Origin of the sequence: Aeromonas sp. s2, assembly GCF_040907935.1 — a bacterium.
In the GTDB taxonomy this organism is placed as follows: domain Bacteria; phylum Pseudomonadota; class Gammaproteobacteria; order Enterobacterales; family Aeromonadaceae; genus Aeromonas; species Aeromonas dhakensis.
The window spans coordinates 187929-206943 of the sequence record NZ_JBFOCR010000008.1 but is presented as its reverse complement, the minus strand read 5'-3'; the positions used below and the strand labels follow the sequence as shown (position 1 = coordinate 206943).

18 protein-coding genes are annotated in these 19015 nt (G+C 61.6%); 11 read left to right on the top strand and 7 right to left on the bottom strand.

Annotated features, from left to right (window positions below; all coding sequences use genetic code 11):
- Positions 1 to 107: 107 nt before the first annotated feature.
- Both pta and AB5Y81_RS04865 read right to left on the bottom strand, forming a co-directional pair.
- Positions 108 to 2279, bottom strand: coding sequence for a phosphate acetyltransferase (gene pta / locus AB5Y81_RS04870; RefSeq protein WP_017763828.1), 2172 nt, complete (start codon positions 2277 to 2279; stop codon positions 108 to 110).
- A 51-nt stretch (positions 2280 to 2330) separates the two neighbouring features.
- Complete coding sequence (locus AB5Y81_RS04865; RefSeq protein WP_024942264.1) at positions 2331 to 3533, bottom strand: acetate kinase; 1203 nt, start codon at positions 3531 to 3533, stop codon at positions 2331 to 2333.
- 302 nt (positions 3534 to 3835) lie between these two features.
- Here AB5Y81_RS04865 and yfbV point away from each other — a divergent pair, with 302 nt between their 5' ends.
- Positions 3836 to 4276, top strand: a complete 441-nt coding sequence (yfbV, locus tag AB5Y81_RS04860; protein WP_017779105.1) for a terminus macrodomain insulation protein YfbV — start codon at positions 3836 to 3838, stop codon at positions 4274 to 4276.
- Positions 4277 to 4338: 62 nt separating this feature from the next.
- Here yfbV and AB5Y81_RS04855 read toward each other — a convergent pair whose 3' ends face one another.
- The 3 genes from AB5Y81_RS04855 to AB5Y81_RS04845 all read right to left on the bottom strand — a co-directional run bounded on the left by AB5Y81_RS04855 (position 4339) and on the right by AB5Y81_RS04845 (position 6261).
- Entirely contained in the window at positions 4339 to 4839 is a 501-nt protein-coding gene (locus AB5Y81_RS04855; protein WP_024942265.1) for a YfbU family protein, read from the bottom strand.
- Positions 4840 to 5242: 403 nt separating this feature from the next.
- Positions 5243 to 5707: a thioredoxin-dependent thiol peroxidase gene (gene bcp, locus AB5Y81_RS04850; RefSeq protein WP_279484800.1), complete on the bottom strand. Its 465-nt coding sequence runs from the start codon at positions 5705 to 5707 to the stop codon at positions 5243 to 5245.
- A gap of 20 nt (positions 5708 to 5727) precedes the next feature.
- The gene (locus AB5Y81_RS04845; RefSeq protein ID WP_279484799.1) at positions 5728 to 6261 is read right to left on the bottom strand and encodes a glycine cleavage system protein R; all 534 of its coding nucleotides are present in this window, start codon (positions 6259 to 6261) and stop codon (positions 5728 to 5730) included.
- A gap of 272 nt (positions 6262 to 6533) precedes the next feature.
- On the opposite strand from AB5Y81_RS04845, the gene dapA reads away from it, so the two are divergent.
- The 3 genes from dapA (at position 6534) to AB5Y81_RS04830 (ending at position 9707) form a co-directional block, all read left to right on the top strand.
- Positions 6534 to 7421 carry a 4-hydroxy-tetrahydrodipicolinate synthase gene (dapA, locus tag AB5Y81_RS04840; RefSeq protein ID WP_017779108.1) on the top strand — a complete coding sequence of 296 codons (888 nt, stop codon included), beginning with the start codon at positions 6534 to 6536 and terminating at the stop codon, positions 7419 to 7421.
- Entirely contained in the window at positions 7414 to 8538 is a 1125-nt protein-coding gene (bamC, locus tag AB5Y81_RS04835; RefSeq protein ID WP_017779109.1) for an outer membrane protein assembly factor BamC, read from the top strand. The genes dapA and bamC overlap by 8 nt, the downstream gene beginning before the upstream one ends.
- Positions 8539 to 8603: 65 nt before the next feature.
- Positions 8604 to 9707 carry a phosphoribosylaminoimidazolesuccinocarboxamide synthase gene (locus tag AB5Y81_RS04830; protein ID WP_010634965.1) on the top strand — a complete coding sequence of 368 codons (1104 nt, stop codon included), beginning with the start codon at positions 8604 to 8606 and terminating at the stop codon, positions 9705 to 9707.
- A gap of 131 nt (positions 9708 to 9838) precedes the next feature.
- Here AB5Y81_RS04830 and AB5Y81_RS04825 read toward each other — a convergent pair whose 3' ends face one another.
- Entirely contained in the window at positions 9839 to 10441 is a 603-nt protein-coding gene (locus tag AB5Y81_RS04825) for a short chain dehydrogenase (RefSeq protein ID WP_279484798.1), read from the bottom strand.
- A gap of 97 nt (positions 10442 to 10538) precedes the next feature.
- On the opposite strand from AB5Y81_RS04825, the gene AB5Y81_RS04820 reads away from it, so the two are divergent.
- The 4 genes from AB5Y81_RS04820 (at position 10539) to AB5Y81_RS04805 (ending at position 13474) form a co-directional block, all read left to right on the top strand.
- Positions 10539 to 11438 (top strand): LysR family transcriptional regulator, encoded by a 900-nt coding sequence (locus AB5Y81_RS04820; protein WP_279484797.1) that lies wholly within the window; start codon positions 10539 to 10541, stop codon positions 11436 to 11438.
- A 72-nt stretch (positions 11439 to 11510) separates the two neighbouring features.
- Positions 11511 to 12167, top strand: coding sequence for a DUF2057 domain-containing protein (locus AB5Y81_RS04815; RefSeq protein WP_279484796.1), 657 nt, complete (start codon positions 11511 to 11513; stop codon positions 12165 to 12167).
- Positions 12168 to 12239: 72 nt separating this feature from the next.
- Positions 12240 to 12677 carry an HIT domain-containing protein gene (locus AB5Y81_RS04810; RefSeq protein ID WP_025202172.1) on the top strand — a complete coding sequence of 146 codons (438 nt, stop codon included), beginning with the start codon at positions 12240 to 12242 and terminating at the stop codon, positions 12675 to 12677.
- 98 nt (positions 12678 to 12775) lie between these two features.
- Entirely contained in the window at positions 12776 to 13474 is a 699-nt protein-coding gene (locus tag AB5Y81_RS04805; RefSeq protein ID WP_005304298.1) for a DUF3334 family protein, read from the top strand.
- Between the two features lie 68 nt (positions 13475 to 13542).
- Here the strand turns inward: AB5Y81_RS04805 and AB5Y81_RS04800 are convergent, their stop codons facing one another.
- Positions 13543 to 14541: a DUF2860 family protein gene (locus AB5Y81_RS04800; RefSeq protein ID WP_010634959.1), complete on the bottom strand. Its 999-nt coding sequence runs from the start codon at positions 14539 to 14541 to the stop codon at positions 13543 to 13545.
- Positions 14542 to 14748: 207 nt separating this feature from the next.
- Between AB5Y81_RS04800 and arcB the strand changes: the two genes are divergently transcribed.
- The 3 genes from arcB to AB5Y81_RS04785 all read left to right on the top strand — a co-directional run bounded on the left by arcB (position 14749) and on the right by AB5Y81_RS04785 (position 18994).
- A complete protein-coding gene (arcB, locus tag AB5Y81_RS04795; protein WP_065018649.1) occupies positions 14749 to 17061 on the top strand; it encodes an aerobic respiration two-component sensor histidine kinase ArcB in 2313 nt (770 codons plus the stop codon).
- 28 nt (positions 17062 to 17089) lie between these two features.
- Positions 17090 to 18466 carry a dGTPase gene (gene dgt / locus AB5Y81_RS04790; RefSeq protein WP_139431556.1) on the top strand — a complete coding sequence of 459 codons (1377 nt, stop codon included), beginning with the start codon at positions 17090 to 17092 and terminating at the stop codon, positions 18464 to 18466.
- Between the two features lie 324 nt (positions 18467 to 18790).
- A complete protein-coding gene (locus tag AB5Y81_RS04785) occupies positions 18791 to 18994 on the top strand; it encodes a hypothetical protein (RefSeq protein ID WP_094697418.1) in 204 nt (67 codons plus the stop codon).
- Positions 18995 to 19015 lie beyond the last annotated feature (21 nt).

Sequence of the window (19015 nt, the reverse complement as noted above, 5' to 3'; positions counted from 1 at the left end):
GATCCTGCCAGGATCCCGATTTGATCTTGTGGATCAACATTTCCCCAAATCAGCCATAAAAAAACCCGCCTTGCGGCGGGTTTTTCAGCAGGCAGAGCCTCGGACGATTACTCGGCCTGGGCTGCCTGAATACCGGTCAGGGCGATGGTGTAGACGATGTCGTCAACCAGGGCGCCACGGGACAAGTCGTTGACCGGCTTGCGCATGCCTTGCAGCATCGGGCCGATGGAGACCAGGTCAGCGGAGCGCTGTACCGCCTTGTAGGTGGTGTTGCCAGTGTTCAGATCCGGGAACACGAACACGGTGGCCTTGCCTGCTACCGGAGAGTTCGGGGCCTTGGACTTGGCCACGTTCTCCATGATGGCGGCATCGTACTGCAGCGGACCATCGATGATGAGATCGGGGCGCTTGGCCTTGGCCAGCTCGGTCGCTTCACGCACCTTCTCTACGTCTGCGCCGGCGCCGGAGGTGCCGGTGGAGTAGGAGATCATGGCTACACGCGGCTCGATGCCGAAGGCGGCAGCGGAGTCGGCGGACTGGATGGCGATCTCGGCCAGCTGCTCGGCAGTGGGATCCGGGTTGATCGCGCAGTCACCGTAGACCAGTACCTGATCCGGCAGCAGCATGAAGAAGATGGAGGAGATCAGGGAAGAGCCCGGCGCGGTCTTGATGATCTGCATCGGCGGACGGATGGTGTTGGCAGTGGTATGCACCGCGCCGGATACCAGACCGTCGACTTCGTTGCGCTCCAGCATCATGGTACCCAGTACCACGTTGTCTTCCAGCTGTTCGCGGGCAACCACTTCGGTCATGCCCTTGTTCTTGCGCAGCTCGACCAGACGGGCCACATAGCGCTCGCGCACGGCAACCGGATCGATGATCTCGACGCGGTCGGTCAGTACCACGCCCTGCTGTTCGGCGACGCGACGGATCTCTTCCGGGTTGCCCAGCAGCACCGGACGGGCGATGCCGCGCTCGGCACAGATGGCGGCAGCCTTGATGGTACGCGGCTCTTCCCCTTCCGGCAGCACGACGCGCTTGTTGGCCTGACGGGCCAGCTCGGTCAGCTGGTAACGGAAGGCCGGCGGGCTCAGGCGACGGGAGCGGGTGGACTTGGCGGAGAGAGACTCGATCCAGTGCTTGTCGATGTGGCCAGCCACATAGTCCTGCACCAGCTCGATACGCTCGCGGTCATCTTCCGGGATGTCGACGTTGAAGTTCTGCAGGCTGACGGCGGTCTGCCAGGTGTTGGTGCCGGTGATCATGATCGGCAGGCCGGTGGCCATGGCCTGTTGGCACAGCGCCATCACCTGGGGTTCCGGGTGATAGTTGCCGGTCAGCAGCAGGGCGCCCAGCTTGACGCCGTTCATGGCGGAGAGGCAGGCGGAGACGATGACGTCGGAACGGTCGCCGGAGGTTACCAGCAGGCTGCCCGGACGGAAGTGCTCGATCATGTTGTGGATGGAGCGGGCGCAGAAGGTCACGGTCTGCAGACGGCGGCTGTCCAGCTCACCCTTGTGCAGGATCTTGGCAGCCAGATGCTTGGCGAGATCCTTGGCGCGCGGGGCGATCAGCTGGGTGTTCCAGGGGATGCAGCCGAGGATGCGCAGCGGGCTCTTGCCGAATACCTGCAGGACTTCCAGGTTGTGAGCGGTGTCGGCGCCATGGTGATGGGCTTCGAACATCTCGGTCAGGTCGGGGCGGGTCACGCCGTGCTCGTCAACCGGTGCGCCCACCTTGTTGATGACGCAGCCCACGATGCGGGGGTTGCTGACGCCACCGAAGTTGGAGCAAGCAAGCTCGATGCGCTCTTTCAGCTTCTGGCTGGAGTCGTTGCCCGGGTGGGTCACGAACACCATGTCGGCGTCCAGCGCCTTGGCGACGTCGTAGTTCAGCTTGTTGGCAAACGGCTGCTTGTCGGTCGGCACCATGCCTTCGATGACCAGCACTTCGGCACCGCTGGCCTTCACGTGCTCTTCAAAGCGGGCCACGATCTCTTCCAGCAGGATGTCGGTGTTGCTGGAGGTGATCATGTTCTCGGCGTAGGAGAGGGCGAACGGCTCGGGCGGGTTGATGTTGGCAGCAGCGCGGATCACGGCGGTGGAACGCTCGGTACCGGTTTCACCCGGACGCGGCTGGGCGACCGGTTTGAAGAAGCTGACATTGACACCGTGACGCTCCATGGCGCGAACGACGCCAAGGCTCACGGAAGTTACGCCGACACCAGTGCCGACCGGGATAAGCATAATAGTGCGTGCCACTTTATACCCCTTGTTCATTTTTGGGATCAGGAAAAGGCCGCCCTTGGGCGGCCTTGCTCTACAGCGAAATTATGCGCCGACCAGTTCCAGCGCGTCGTGGGCGATGACCCACTCTTCGTTGGTCGGGATAACCAGGGCCTTGGTGGAGCCAGCCTTGGTGATCTCGCCACCCTTGCCGAAGCGAGCCTTCAGGTTGGCGTCGTGATCGACGTCGAAGCCCAGCAGACCCAGTTTGTTCAGGGTGATTTCACGGATCGGGGCGGAGTTTTCACCGATGCCACCGGTGAAGACCACGGCGTCCAGACGACCGTCCATGGCGGCGGCGTAGGCGCCGATGTACTTGGCCAGGCGATAGCAGTAAACGTCCATGGCACGCTTGGCTTCTTCTTTGCTGTCGTAGTTGTCTTCAACGAAACGGCAGTCGGAAGTTACTTCGGTCAGACCCTGCAGGCCGGACTCTTTGGTCAGCATGGTGTTGATCTGATCAACGCTCATGCCCAGCTTGTCGTGCAGGAAGAAGATGATGGCCGGATCGATGTCGCCGGAACGGGTACCCATCACCAGGCCTTCCAGCGGGGTCAGACCCATGGAGGTGTCGACGGACTGGCCGTTCTTGATGGCGCAGACGGAGCCGCCGTTGCCCAGGTGGCAGTTGATGATGTTCAGCTCTTCCACCGGCTTGTTCAGCTGCTTGGCAGCTTCCAAGCTGATGTAGTAGTGGCTGGTGCCGTGGGCGCCGTAGCGACGGATGCCGTTCTCTTTGTAGAGTTTGTACGGCAGGGCGTACAGGAAGGCTTCTTCCGGCATGGTCTGGTGGAAAGCGGTGTCGAACACGGCCACGTTCTTGTCGGCCAGCGCCGGGAACACGCGACGGGCTTCACGAATACCGATCAGGTGAGCCGGGTTGTGCAGCGGGGCGTACGGTACGGCGGCTTCGATGCCGGCGATCACGTCGTCGCAGATGCGCACGGAGGAGGTGAAGCGCTCGCCGCCGTGTACGACACGGTGGCCGATGGCGATCAGGTTCTTGGACAGCTCCGGGTTGAGCGGCAGGATCTTGTTGACGATGTAGTCCAGCGCTTCCTGGTGAGCGGCACCGGCGCCCAGATCGGCACTGCCTTTCTCGCCGTTCAGTTTCCACTTGATGCGGGCGTCGTCGAGGTTGAAGCACTCGGCCAGGCCGGACAGCAGGTCATCACCGGTGGTTGCGTCAATGACAGCAAACTTCAGGGAAGAGCTGCCACAGTTAAGAACAAGAACCAGCTTACTCATGAATAAATCCTATCGCAGATTGGGTTGTGTAGGAGGATGCGTTGGACGCGCTGTGTCCAAAAACTTTCAACTTATCCTTATGAGGGTTGGCAATCTGTTGCTTGCCCCTTGTATAGTGATACAAGACCCGAAATCCAGACGTCCCTGACGGCTCAACGGCAGGCCGTTGGCGCAAAAATTGGGCGTACAAAGGATAACCCGATTGTTGAAAAATAACAAAGTCATCCTCAACCTTTGTTATTGCGCATCAAATATTGTCGTGGTTTTGCCGTTAATACGTTCAAAAAGAGCTCGGAGGTAGCATGAGCATGAACATTTTTGGAACTAAGTTACAGCAAGGCCGTCATTATATGACCCTTTGGCCCCGCCGTCCCGAGCTTAATTCCATGTTCCCGGAGAATCGGGTGATCAAGGCCACCGAGTTTGCCCTCAAGGTGATTCCTGCGCTGGCGGTGCTCAGCGTCATGCTGCAGTTTCAGTTTGGCGAGCAGCACTACTGGCCTTCCGTCATGACCTCGGTGCTGTTTCTGCTCAGCCTGCCGCTGCAGGGCTATTACTGGCTTGGCCAGCGTGCCGATACCCGGTTGCCGCCCTCCCTTGCCAGCTGGTATCGCGAGATCAACGGCAAGATGAACGAACAGGGCGGTCAGCGCCAGCTGGTGGCCCAGCCGAGATACGAAGAGCTGGCCGATACCCTCAACGCCGCCTTCAAGCAGCTGGACAAATCCTTCCTCTACGAGTGAGGCCCCACGGGCCTGCCAACCGGACAAAGGCGCCTCGCGGCGCCTTTTTCATGGCTGCCGGATCAGGCCGCCAATACCTTGCGGATCTCCTGGATGGAGAGCTTGTACTGGCGCGGGCACTGGCGCCAGACCGCCAGCATGCGCTGGTACTTGTCACGCATGGCGATGTCGCTGGAGAGCTCGTCGCAGGGGCACTTGAGCTCGGGGAAGCGCTTGTCCACCTCCAGCAGGAAGCAGACGTAATCGGCCAGCTCCCGCTCCTGGCTGCGGCTGTAGCCGTTGAACTCCAGCCGGCTGGCATTGATTTCGCCCTGATCGGCTGCGTCCAGGTTGCCCCAGGAGATGGCCAGCGCATGGTGCAGCTCCAGGGTATCGATAACCTCCTGGCAGGTGGCCAGTTCCAGATGGCCGAAGCTCTTCTCCAGTTCGAGGATCTGCAGGCAGTAGCCGCGCTCGATGATGGTGCTGGCCCGTTGGTAAAATGCCGCCTTCTCCGGATTGAGTTTGGCCAGGATCTCGTACTGGTTGCTCAGGATCAGACGTTCGGTGTGGCTCATGTTCATGGGCTTTTCTCACTGGAAAATGAAACTGGGGTCACGTTAACCCATATATAGGATGAATTTTTTGATCTGGCAGGGGAGGTTGGCGAGATTGCGGGGTGCTAAATCAGCGCAGGCGTGGGCTGGTTAATTAAATGTAACGGCCGGCACCTTGCTTTCTGGCCCGTAGGCGCAACAATAAAGGCGTCATTTGGCTTGTGCCGAAAGACCCGTCACCAAGGCATCCCGTTATGGATGCACACTGCCCCGCCATGGAAAACAACAAGGCTGCCGCCCCTCATCCGGGCAGACGACCGAAAGGGCGGTATCGCGCGCCCCGCCTGCAATGCGGAAGGGCTGCGACATGCGAATAAAAAAGGGCCTGCGCTTGCAGGCCCTTTTTCATATCGACACTCCCGCCTGGGGTTCAGCCCTTGATCAGGTCGAGCACCACCTGATGGTGATCGCTGGTCTTGAACTTGTCGAAGCGGTGGGCAATTTTGCCCTCTTCATCGATGAGGAAGCTGAGCCGATGGATACCGTCATACTCCTTGCCCATGAACTTCTTCGGACCCCAGACGCCAAACGCATCGGCTACCGCGTGATCTTCATCGGCCAGCAGACGGAAGTTCAGGTTGTCGCGCTCCTCGAATTTTTTCAGCCGCTTGGCGCTATCCGGGCTGATGCCAAGCACCACCACATTGAGGGCGGTCAGCTCGGCGTTGACGTCGCGCAGACTGCAGGCCTGGGTGGTGCAGCCCGGGGTCATCGCCTTGGGGTAGAAATAGACGAGCACTTTCTTGCCGCGCAGGTCGGCCAGGCGCACCTGGTTGCCGTCCTGGTCGGAGAGGGAAAAGTCGGGGGCCAGGCTGCCAGCGGATAAAGGTTGCATGGGATCTCCTTGATGAGCCGTCAGGCGTGTTTGTTGTTGACGATGAATTCGAACGATTCTGCGTCCAGTTCACGACAGAATCCGGCGAAGGCCGCCTGCGAGCCGGCCGCCTCTCCCTGCTTGGCCAGATTGAGCTGAAAGCTGGCCTTAAGCAGGTTGAACGGCTGCTGCTCCAGGGTGATGGTCTGCATGGCCTGGATGTCCCAGCCGTGATCGCTGAAGAACTGGGTGCACTGGCTTACGATGCCCGGCTGGTCCCGGATCAGGATCTCGGCGTTGGCGCTGATGTCGTATTGCAGCGACTGGTGGCGCTCGGTGCGTTTCATCATGGTGATGAGGTCCCACTCCTGACTGCGCAGGGGCAGGCTTATCTCGAGCTGCATCAGGCTGTTCCAGTCACCGGACAGCAGCATGATGAAGGTGAATTCATTGCCGAAGATGCCAAGACGGCTGTCGACAATGTTGCAGCCACAACCACTGACGTGGCGGGTGACCTCATTGACGATGCCAGGCCTGTCCGTGCCGATGGCCGTTACGACCAGGTAATGAGTCATAAATCTTCTCTCGTCCATTAGCGGGTGGCGAATGCGGGCGGCGGGCACGTCGACCGAAGGGAGCTGGCCCGCGCGGCCGCGTGGCGACCCTGCTGAGAATCTCGTTGTGGCAAGCGTCCTGCCGGGTGGTGGCGGCCCGGTTCCGGCGCCAGTTTCCGGCGCTTGCGCACGGCTGTTTGTGCCGGATGGTAACACGGCTTGGCCGTGGCCTCCCTTGTTTTTCCAAGGGGGCAGCTTTACCATAACGCCCCTGAAAATCGGGAGAAATATCCATGTTGCGCGGTAGTATTGTTGCCCTCGTTACCCCCATGCTGGCTTCAGGTGAAGTCGATTGGGCCAGTCTTGCCAATCTGGTCGAGTATCATGTCAGCGCCGGAACCAGCGCCATCGTCGCGGTGGGGACCACGGGGGAGTCGGTGACCCTGAGCGAGCAGGAGCACATTGCCGTCGTGGAGAAAACCGTAGCACTGGCCGCCGGACGCATCCCGGTCATCGCCGGCTGTGGCTCCAACAATACCGCCCATGCCGCCGCCCTGGCCAAGCGCTTCGCCGAAACCGGCGTGGTAGCGGGTCTCTCGGTCACACCTTATTACAACAAACCCACCCAGGAAGGTCTCTATCGTCACTATTGTGCGATCGCCGAGGCTAGTGGTCTGCCCCAAATTCTTTATAATGTGCCCGGTCGTACCGGTTGCGATCTCAAACCGGAAACGGTAGCCAGACTGGCCAGGGTGCCCGGCATCATAGGCCTGAAAGAGGCCACCGGGGATCTGAGCCGTACGCCGCTGCTGCGTGAGCTGTGCGGTGCGCAATTCGCACTTTATAGTGGCGATGATGCCAGTGGATGTGATTTTATGCTGCAAGGCGGTGACGGTGTCATTTCGGTCACCACCAATATTGCAGCGGCCCAGATGGCCGACATGTGTCGTGCTGCGCTGGCCGGCGATGCCGGGCGGGCGCATGACATCAACAATCGATTGATGCCGTTGCATCAGACTCTGTTCTGCGAACCGAGCCCCATCCCGGTGAAATGGGCCTGCGCCCAGCTGGGATTGATTGCGACGGCCACCTTGCGTCTGCCGCTCACCGACCTCACTGCCGAGGGCGAGCGGGCGATGGCGCGAGCACTGACGACTGCGGAGTTGATGGCGAGTGTTTAAAGCAAATGGAAAGGGAAATGCAGTGCGCCTGGTGCTGAGCGTGGCGACCGTTGCCGTGCTGGCAGCCTGTAGCTCACCCCAGGAACGCAAGATGGCCAACCGTGGTTTCGAGTACGAGGATGCCCGCCTTGAAGGCCGTGCTTTCCTGGTGCCGGCCGGGTTGAGTACCCCCGCCTTTAACAGCAGTTTCGACATTCCGCCCCTGCCAGAGAGCAGCCGTGACGGCGCCCTCGGGGCCAAGGTGGATGTGCGTCCGCCCGCCCAGCTGCTGACCGTGGTACCGGGCAGCCAGGTGGTGACCAATGCCGGTGAGCCCACCATGGCCTTCTATGCTCTCAGCACCTCCCAGAGCGTGGAGCGCGATACCTGGGCCTTCCTGATGAACTTCCTCGCCCAGTACAAGGTCACCACCGAGAAGCTGGACCAGCAGGCCGGCGTGTTGCAGACCGGCTGGTTTGACAATACCAAGGCGCTCGACGGCTGGAGCGAAGAGGACGACGACTTCGTCATTCGCCAGCGCTACCAGTTCACCCTGCGCAACGATCCCCAGCGCCACGCCGTCAACATGTCGGTCCGGGTGCTGGATCACGAGGAGACCATCGATGGCGAGACCAGCAAGGAGCTGACCCCGGCCGATGCCCAGCGCTACGCGACCCGGGCCCTCAACCAGTTCTCGCTCTACTACGACAAGCAGCTCAAGTCCCGCGAGCAGCACAAGGCCAACGATGGCATGGGGCTGGAGCTGGGTCTGGACAACAACGAGCTGAGCGCCTGGATCGTCGATGGCTCGTTTGACCAGGTGTGGCGTCGTCTCAATCAGGTGCTGCCGGCCTACGGCTTCACCATCAAGGATACCCAGCAGTCGCTGGGCTGGATCGACGTGGAGTACGACGAGCCGGGCAGCGAGTTCTGGAAGGCCAAGGGCAGCGAGCCGTTCAAGCTGGACGAAGACAAGTATCGCTTCCAGCTTGGCGAGATGGCGGGGGGCAAGACCTCCATCACCCTGTTCGACAAGGACAAGAAGCCCGTGTCGTCCGGTGTCATCTCCCAGATGTACATCAGCCTGTCCGAGGCATTCGCCAAGGGCCTGGCTGACCAAGCTGCAAAAACAGAATAGAAACAGGGGCCTTGTGCCCCTGTTTTGTTATGTTAACCCCCCACAAACAGGAAGTGTTATTAGCCATGAGTCTTGCAGACCAAGTATTGGCGGTGAACGATGATTTGCCGATCCGTACCGATAAACCCGTCCATTCCGGCAAGGTGCGCAGCGTCTACTGGCTGACCGCCGCAGACAGTGCCCGCCTCATCCGCGAGAAGGGTTACGACGTGCCGGCAGATGCGCCGCTCGCCATCATGGTGATCAGTGACCGGATCTCGGCCTTCGACTGCATCTGGCAGGGCGTGGACGGGCTCAACGGCGTGCCGGGCAAAGGGGCTGCGCTCAACGCCATCTCCAGCCACTGGTTCAAGCTGTTCAAGGAGAAGGGACTGGCCGACAGCCATATCCTGGACATCCCCCATCCCTTCGTCTGGATCGTGCAAAAAGCCCGTCCCGTGATGATCGAGGCGATTGCCCGTCAATACATCACCGGCTCCATGTGGCGTGCCTACAAGGATGGCGAGCGCGAGTTCTGCGGCATCACCCTGCCGGAAGGACTGAAAAAGGATCAGAAGCTGCCGGAGATCCTCATCACCCCCTCCACCAAGGGCGTGCTGAAAGGGCTGGACGGCGTGCCGGAGGCCGATGACGTCAACGTCTCCCGTGCCGACATCGAACGCCACTACCAGGGCTTCAACTTCAGCAAGCCGGCCGACATCGACCGCTACGAAGTGCTGCTCAAAGAGGGCTTCAACGTCATCAGCGACGCGCTGGCCGAGCTGGATCAGGTCTTCGTCGACACCAAGTTCGAGTTTGGCTACGTCCAGGATGCCGCCGGCAACGAAAAGCTGATCTACATGGATGAAGTGGGCACCCCGGACAGTTCCCGCATCTGGGACGGCGCCGCGCTGCGCGACGGCCAGATCGTCGAGAAGTCGAAAGAGGGCTTCCGCCAGTGGCTGCTCAATCACTTCCCGGACCCGGACATCCTGCTCAACAAGCACCGCATGCCCGAGCGCTTCGCCCTGGCCCGCGACAACAAGTTGCCGACCGAGGTGATGATGGACATCTCCAACACCTATGTGGGGATTGCCGAGAAGATCATCGGTCAGCCGTTGGTTCGCAGCGCCAATCCGAAGCAGGAGATCATCGAGGTGCTGCGCGAGCAGTACGGGCTGATCGACTGAGGCGTACCGCCTTTTTTACTGTCGTAAAAACAAACGTTTACCACCTGCCGGTACGGCAGCGGTCACGGAACGGGCCCCATCAAGGGGCCCGTTTTTGTTGCCGTGCCGACTGGGCGGCAGAAGGGCGGTGATCAGCCGTTGACCCTGAACACCTGGCCGGTCTGTACGCCCAGTACCGATTTCTGGTAGGCCTGCGCCACCCTGGCGGCGGGCACGGGGACGAAGCCCGGGAAGAAGCTGGCGTATTTATCCATCGACTCCTCCAGCACGGTCGGGCTCACCACGTTGATGCGCAGGCCCCGCGGCAGTTCGCAGGCGGCCGCCTTGACGAAGTGCTCGACGGCGCCGTTGATGGTGGTGACGCTGGCGCCCAAGTTGATGGGCTCCTCGCTCAGGATACCGCTGATCAGGGTGATGGAGCCCTTGTCGTTGAGGTGGGGGATGGCGGCGCGGGTCAGGTTGATCTGGCCCATCAGCTTGCTCTGGATCCCCAGCTGCCACTCTTCATCGGTCATCTCGGTCAGGGCGTTGAACGCGGCGCTGCCGCTGGCCACCACCAGCGCATCGAACTGCCCCAGCTTGGCAAACAGCCCCCTGATGGAGGCGGGATCGCGCATGTCGACCCTGGCATCCCCCTGGCTGTGGCCGACCCGGATCACCTGGTGATCCTTGGCAAGCAAGTCGCTGACGGCAGAACCTATGGTGCCGGAGGCACCCACAATCACAATTTTCATCTCAGTCACTCCTGGTTGGGATGTGTTGATTCTAGCGCGCTAAAAAAGGGGAAAAAGCGCGTAAAATAAACCCATTGTTTCCAAATTGGAGCTAATGATGGACATCACCCATCTGGCCAGTTTTTACGAAGTGGTACAAAGGGGCAGTTTCTCCGCCGCCGCCGATGCGCTGGGGGTGAGCAAGGGGATGCTGAGCCGTCATGTCAGTGCGCTGGAGTCCTCCCTCAACGCCCAGTTGCTGCAACGCACCACCCGCCGGCTGAGCCTGACCGAGGCGGGCAAGACCCTCTATCAGCAGGCGGGGGAGATCTTCGCGCTGGCCCGCCAGGCGGAGCAGGATATCCAGGCCCTGACCGAGGAGGATGGCGGCCGGCTGCGCTTCACCTGCCCGATCAGCGCCGGCGATCGCATGGTGAGCGAGCTGCTGGCTCGCTTTGCCGAGCTCTGCCCCGGGGTTGCGGTCGAGCTCAACTTCACCAATCAGATGGTCGACATGAGCCAGGGTGAGCATGACATCGCCCTGCGCGCCATGAGCGAGGTGCCCGACAACCTGGTAGCCATGCCGCTGGGCCGGCTCAGGGACGTGGTGGTGGCGAGCCCCACACTGGTGGCAAGGGAGGGCAAGCCGGCCACCCCTTATGAGCTCAGCGGACGTACCTGTCTGCTCATGGGGAGCAACCCGGCCTGGGAGCAGTGGCACTTCAGCCGGGAGGGGGAGGAGGCGCACATCCTGGTGCAAGGCAAGGTGCGGGCCAATCACTACAGCACTGCGTTGCAGCTGGCCCGGGCGGGGCAGGGCTATGCCAAGTGTCCGCTGGTTGCGGTGGATGCCCTGCTGGCGGCAGGGGAGCTGGTGACAGTGCTCGACGGCTGGCACAGCAGCCTGCACCCGCTTCATATCCTTCATGCCCAGCAGCGGCGGGTGCCGCGCAAGATCCGGCTGTTCAAGCAGGTGCTGGCCCAGTGGTTTGCCGAGCGGCCCCACTACCTGCTCTGAACTGCCGTTATTTTTCTGTCATCTTCGGCTGCTAGCCTGCGCCCATCAACGCGATCAGGAAGATGAACGAAGATGAAGGGTTGTCGATATCGAAATGGTGTGTCGCTGCTGTGCGCCGCACTGGGCATGAACATGATGCTGAGCACAGGCTCGGCGCACGCTGCGGTTGAGGTGACGGTGCCGGCGGATTTCCAGATCCTGGCGGTGAGCGCTGGCACCCTGCACGACGAGCAGCACGCCACCCTGCCGGATGGGGAACAGCAGCTGCTGGTGCGTTATGAAGGGGTGATCCCGAGTCGTAGCAGCAGCGATAATGACCGCCAGCTGCGCTCTGCACCTCAGGTGCTGCGCTATCAGGCGAGCCAGCAACAATTACAGCTGGTCGCCAACTTGCCGAAGGATGAACGGAGCATGGCGCAGTATGCCCAGTCTCCCGTCATGGGGCTGCAGGCCGATGGCAAGGTGATGGCGAGCGAGCAGGATGCGCTGGTCACCAGCGGCATGCTGATCGGCATGGACTGGCGTGCCAAGCTGGCCGAATACAACCAGCGCGGTGGCAAGGCGGCGCTGACGGCGGCTTCTGGTTCTGCACTTCCTGCGGCCGTGGTCGCCAGCGAGGTTGCGCCGGTAGCGGCCAGCGAGCTGGAGGGGCAGTTGCAGCAACTCTTCCTCAAGGCGGATCCGGCCCTTCGCAAGCGCTTTGTCAGCTGGGCCGTGCCGCGGCTTTAAGTTTGCCGTCCGTTGCAGTAACGTGGGGGTTCTCATCGTGTCTAGCGCCCATCTTATTGCAACGAGGTCTTCATGTTTGAATTGCACAGTCGCCTGCAGGCGGATACCCGCCTGCTCGGCGATCTGCCTCTCTGCCGCGCCCTGCTGGCCAAGGACAGCCAGTATCCCTGGCTCATCCTGGTGCCGAGAGTGGCCAATCTACGGGAAATCCACCACCTGGCGCCTGCCCAGCAACAGCAGCTGATGCTGGAGTCCTGCGCGGTGGCGAGCCTGATGGAGCAGGCGCTGCGTCCGGACAAGATCAACGTGGCGGCGCTCGGCAACCTGGTGCCCCAGCTGCATTTGCACCACGTGGCCCGCTTCAGTACCGACAAGGCCTGGCCTGGCCCCATCTGGGGGGCTCATCCCTCCTTGCCCTATGATGAATCGACTCTGCAGCGGGAAGCCGCCGGCTGGCGACGCAAGCTGGCCAATCTGGCCGGGTTCACTCCCCTTGAAACTGACAGTTGAATCAAGTGAGAGGCGGCTCGCTATTTCGAAGCCCGGGCCGCGCTATCTGTTAGAGTTATGGTATAGATAAGCCCATTTTCGATGTTCAGGAAGGTCCCATGATAGTGACAAGAGCCGACGATGATACCGTATTGACCACAGAGGACGTGCTGTTGAGCCTGTGCCATTCGGTGACGGATGTATTGAGTGCGGCAACCCAGAGTCAGGTGCGTTTCTCCGGCATGGTGCAGCGGATCAGCAAGACCTGCCTCAAGCCGGATATCGGTTGCTTCGTGCTGTTTGACGGCGGCTTCTCCGGCCTGGTGGTGATCAACTTCTCCGCTTCCGCCGCCATGGAGCTGTACGAGAGCTATATGCTCAGCATGGGGTTATCCAAGGAAGATCTCGCCATCTCCCACACCTCGGACGAGGTGAGCAACGTCATGGGCGAGCTGATGAACCAGATCGTCGGCAGCTTCACCGTCAAGGTGGGCCGGGATCTGCAGACCCACATCACCCAGAACCAGCCCAAGATGCTGGCCCTCAACAAGCAGGTGATGCTGAGCGTCGATACCAACCTCGACAGCCCGGAGTCGCGCCGGGTCACCTTCTTCACCGCCCGCAACAACATCTTCTATCTGGAGCTGGCGATGGACAAGACCGAGTTCATCCGCATCCACAACGACGGCATGGATCAGGAAGAGCTGGATCCGGATGCCCTGATCGCCCAGACCAAGCGCGAGGCTGCCCAGCCGGCTCCGGCCGCCGTCCCGGTGGCCAACGATCACGACGATCTGCTGGACTCCCTCGGGATCTGATTTTCCCGCCCTCCGCCAATGCACGAGGCCACCCATGGGGTGGCCTCGTTTGTTGGTGCTGCTCGCCGTTAGAAGTTGTAGAGCAGACCCGTGCTGAAACGGGTGGACTGGCTGTCGTAGAAGTCGATGTCCGAGTCGGCATTGGAGTAGGCCGCGGTGAAGGTGGCGGCCAGGGCCTTGACGCCGAACAGGTTGTGCCAGAAGAAGGTACCGTTGACGGCGAATTCGTCCGCGTCGGCATGTTGGCCGAAGATGGGGTTCGCCTCGTCGTACTTGCGCTTGCCGGTGTAGAGGTTGCTGACGAAGGACCACTGGGGGCCGCGCTTGGCGTAGGTCAGCTTCAGGCCGGTGTTCTTGAAGCTCTCGGCGCTGCCGTCCAGGCGAGCCTCCTTGTAGAGGATGGCCGGCTCCAGCAGCTGGTTGCCGCCGAAATGGAACTGGTAGGAGAGCTCCATGTCGTGCACCTTGCCGTTGCGATCCAGCATGCCGGCGTAGTGGGTGCCGTGGCTCTGATCATACTGCTGGCCACTGCGCTCCTCGTCCATGTCCACCTCCCGGGTGGTCAGGTTGCCGTAGAAGTTGCTGCCCCAGATCTTGTCCCAGGCGAAGCGAGCCCCCTTGGACTTCAGGTCGGTCGAGCTTCGGTCCACGCCGGTGGCGAAGGGATCGCTCCACAACTCGACCGGCATGACGTTGAACACCAGCGAGGTGGCGACGATACCCTTGTCGCCCATCTCCTGGCGCAGGCCGAGCTGCTGGGTGAAGTCGAAACGCACCGCATCCTGGATCAGGTTGCCGAGGAAGATCTGGGTGCGGGTATCGGCGAAGGTATAGCGGATGTCGGCGTTGAGCAGCGGCGTCAGGCCGCTCTCGCTGTCGGGCGAGCCGAGATCATTGATACGGCTGTGGTTGTCATCGCCCGCGTAGAAGTTGGACTGGTAGCTGACGGCGTTGACCCCGCCCAGCAGAAAGCCGGACCAGCCTGACTGCTTGGGGATCTCGCCCAGGTCGGCGTGGGCGGCATTGGCTGCCAGCAGGCCAAGACTCAGCAGGGTGAGATTGCGCATCGATGAGACTCCTGAATTATCAGTTGGTTGAATTGAACGGCCTGGCATTATAGCCAGCCAGGCTTAATCCGGGCTGACCGAATTGACTCCGGCATGCTACCCCAGCGGGCGGAGGAGGTTAATCGATAATTTATCGTGCGACGGCAGAAGAGTTCGGCGCGTCGTGCTGGTATTCTGTTCGGCGAATATCGGGGAGAAAACAATAAGATGAAACAAATAAAATCCTGGGCGCAATATTACGTCGACCTGATGACCAAGCTGGGGCTGGTGCGATTCAGCATGTTCCTGGCCACCGGCATCATAGTGCTGGCCGTCTCCATCCAGATGGGGGTCACCCTGTTTCTGCGCGGCACTGTGGACATCGTCGACCTGGTGCGCTCGGTCTTCTTCGGCCTGCTGGTCACCCCCTGGGCCGTCTATTTTCTCTCCATCGTGGTGGATCAGCTGGAGGATTCCCGCCAGCGGCTGACCCGCATGGTGCGCAAGCTGCAGGACATGCGCGAGCGGGATCTCGAGCTCAACAGCCAGCTGCAGGAGAACATCAGCCGCCTCAACGCCCAGATCGCCGAGACCAACCGGGCCGAGACCCTGCGTCAGCAGGCCATCGAGGATCTGGAGAACGAGGTGTTCCAGCGCGAGAAGGCCCAGCTGCATCTGGGCGAGCGCACCGCCCTGCTGCGCTCCTTCATCGACTGCTCCCCCGATCTGGTCTACTACCGCAACGAAGACGAGCAGTTCTCCGGCTGCAACCGCGCCATGGAGGAGCTGACCGGCAAGGTGGAGGCCGAACTCATCGGGCTGACTCCGTTTGACGTCTACAAACACGACATTGCCAGCAAGGTGGTGGAGACCGACAAGCAGGTCTTCGCCAGCAATGAGCCGCTCACCTATGAGCAGTGGCTGGAGTACCCAGATGGCCGCAAGGCCTACTTCGAGCTGCGCAAGGTGCCCTTCTTCGACCGCTTCGGCAAGCGACTCGGCCTGCTTGGCTTTGGCCGCGACATCACCGAGCGCAAGCAGTACCAGGACAAGCTGGAGAAGGCGAGCCGCGACAAGACCACCTTCATCTCCACCATCAGCCACGAGCTGCGCACTCCGCTCAACGGCATCGTCGGCCTGAGCCGGATGCTGATGGATACGCCGCTCGATCCCAAGCGGCATCAGCAGCTCAAGACCATTCACCTGAGCGCGGTGACGCTCGGCAACATCTTCAACGACATCATCGATCTGGACAAACTGGATCGGCGCCGGTTGGAGATTGCGCCGACCCGCATCGATCTGCCCGCCTTCCTCGACGAGCTGGAGACGCTGTCGCGCATCCAAGCGGAGCAGAAGGGGCTCTATCTGCACTTCGATCGGGATGGCGAGGTACCGCAGTTCGTGATGGCGGACGGCACCCGGCTGCGCCAGGTGCTGTGGAACCTGGTGGGCAATGCGGTGAAGTTCACCGACGAAGGCGGGGTGACGGTACGCTGCCTCGCCCATGCCGCCGACGCGCCGGGCAAGCTGGCGCTGCACTTCGAGGTGGAGGATACCGGCATCGGCATTCCACGGGCCCAGCAGGAGAAGATCTTCGCCATGTACTATCAGGTACAGGGCAAGAAGCACGCCACCGGCACCGGCATCGGCCTCGCGGTTTCCCGCCAGCTGGTGCAGGCGATGGGTGGCCAGCTCTACGTGGACAGCGATCCGGGCGAGGGTTCCTGCTTCACCGCCGAGCTGGAGGTGGAGTGTATCGAAGGAGAGGTTGCCGCCCCTGAGCCCGAGATGCCGTCCCTCGACATCCTGCTGGTGGAGGACGTCGAGCTCAACGTGACCGTGGCCTGCGCCCTGCTGAGCAAGCTTGGCCACCAGGTCAAGGTAGCGCGCGATGGCGCCCAGGCGCTGGCCATGGCCAACCCGGATGATTTTGACTTGATCCTGCTCGACATCCAGCTGCCGGACATGACGGGGTTTGATGTGGCGGAACAGCTGCTCGCCCGCTACGGCGAAAGTTTGCCGCCCATGGTGGCACTCACCGCCAACGCCACCGGTGATCGCCAGTACTACCGGGATCACGGTATGCAGGATGTGATCAACAAGCCGCTCGGCTCGAAGGCGGTGCGGGAGGTGATTGGTCACCTGTTTGCCGATCTGGCCGGGGACGAGGCGGACGAGCAGGCCGACACCGTTAGCCAGGATGCGCTGCTGGACCTGCCCTTCCTCACCGATTATGCCGATACCGTGGGCAAGCCGGTGCTGCTCTCCAGCGTCGATCTGTTCGAGAAGATGATGCCCGACTACATGGCGGTGCTCGACTCCAACATGATTGCCCGGGATCAGGCCGGCGTGGTGGAGGAGGCGCACAAGATCAAGGGGGCGGCGGGCTCCATCGGCCTGCGCCGTCTGCAGCAGACGGCCCAGCTGATCCAGAGCCCGGATCATCCGGCCTGGTGGGAGAACGTGGAAGACTGGATTGAGACGCTGCGCCGGGAGTACCCGGGCGATATCGCCCGCTTGCGGCGCTGGTTGCTCTCATAAACGTGCTGCGCTGGCAAGGAACTGCAACATGTATAGCCGTTTGATTACCCCCGAGCGGATCCACCCCTGGGGTGACGAAGAATTGCTGGAGGCGACCGAGCAGGATCGCGCCCGCATCGTGCAGGCGGCGCCGGTGCGCCGACTGCAGCAGAAGACCCAGGTCTTCCCGCTCGACGTGAAGGCCTCGGTGCGCAGCCGACTGACCCACTCGCTGGAAGTACAGGAGACCGGTCGCCAGATCAGCCGCCGCGTTCTGGCGGCCCTGCCGGCAGGCGCTGTGTGTGAGGGGGCCTTCGTCAATCTGGTGGAGATGTCCTGCCTGTTGCACGACGTCGGCAACCCGCCGTTCGGCCACTTTGGCGAGCAGGTGATGAGCCAGTGGCTGGCGCAGGAGCTGGACGGCCTGTTTGCCGCTGCGCTGGGCAAGGCGCCCAGCCCGCAGTGGGCCGAGCTTCGTCAGGATCTGCTGGTTTTTGACGGCAATGCCCAGAGCCTGCGGCTGGTACACAGCCTGCACGAGTTGAATCTGACCCTGGGGCAGCTGGCTGCACTGTGCAAATATCCGCAGCAACCGCCGGCGGGCCGGCAGGCAACCCCCTACTATGGCCAGCATCATGGCTGGAGCAGCAAGCGCGGCATCTTTTTCAGCGAACAACCCCTCTACAGCGCCCTCGGCCAGAGCCTGGGGCTGGCCGCCGGCTGTCGTCACCCGCTGGTCTACATCATGGAGGCGGCGGACGACATCTCCTACTGCATCGCGGATCTGGAAGATGCGGTGGATCGGCGCATCCTCGGCCTCGGCGAGCTGCTGCAGGCGCTGCGGGAGGCGGATGGCGGTGACTACATGGCGGCGTTGCTGAGTGCGGCCGTCGACTCGGATCGCGGCTTCTTTCCCCATTTCCGCCAACAGCTGACCCGGGATCTGGTGGCGCTGGCCGCCAGCACCTATGTGAGCGAGCACGCCCAGATCCTGAGCGGAGCCTATCCTCAGGCCCTGCTGCACGGCCAGGCGCCGGCGGCACGGGTGCTCGACATCCTCAAGCGGGTCGCTCGCGAGCTGGTGTTCATGCGTCCCGAGGTGGAGGCGCTGGAGCTGGAGGGTTATGCCGCCCTGCGCGGCGTGCTCTCCACCTACGCCTGCCTGCTGGCCCTGCCAGCCACCCAGTTCGAACGCCTGCTGGCGGGGCAGGGGGGCAGCGAGCTGTTCTTTGCCCGTCGGCTTTACCATCGCCTGTCGGCCCGCCATCTCAAGGCCTACCGGCTGGCGGTGGCCAGCCGGGATCCCCGTTTTGCCGAGGAGGCGGAGCAGGAGTGGTATTACCGGGTGCGCCTGCTGCTCGACTACGTGAGCGGCATGACGGATACCTATGCACTGGAGGAGTTCCGGCTGCTGTCCGGGATCTGAGCGTGATGGCGTCTGCATGACTGTTCCGGATGAGTATTGATAGATGGCTCACCTCCCCATATGGGGGGTGAGGTTCTTGTATAAAATTCGGTCTTTTTTTAGACTGTGGCAACTTGTTCAACTTTCACACGGTAAGGAGACGGATATGCAACATTCAATGCTAAACGTTGCGTTCGACCGCTGCATCAGCAGCGCGAATACTCGTGCTCTTTTTCTGCCGCGTGGAGGAAACAGGTAACACCTGCTCTTTCATCACCCGCGGTTGTCCCGCAGGGTGATCTCTTCTTCTCTCCGGGGGAACCGCACGTTCAACTGGAGAATATTATGTCTATCGAACTGACCCTGCTGCGCACCGTCGAGACCCTGGTCCAGAAACGGATTACCAGGCTGGAGCGTCGGATCAGCTACTTGCAGCTGTCGCCTGCTCTGCTCAAGGACATCGGGCTGGAAGGGCAAAATGTGCAGATCGCCCACATCCGTGAGCGGGAATATCAAACCGGCTTCCGACTCGGGAATCGAATAACCTGATGATATGGGGCCTGGCCCCAT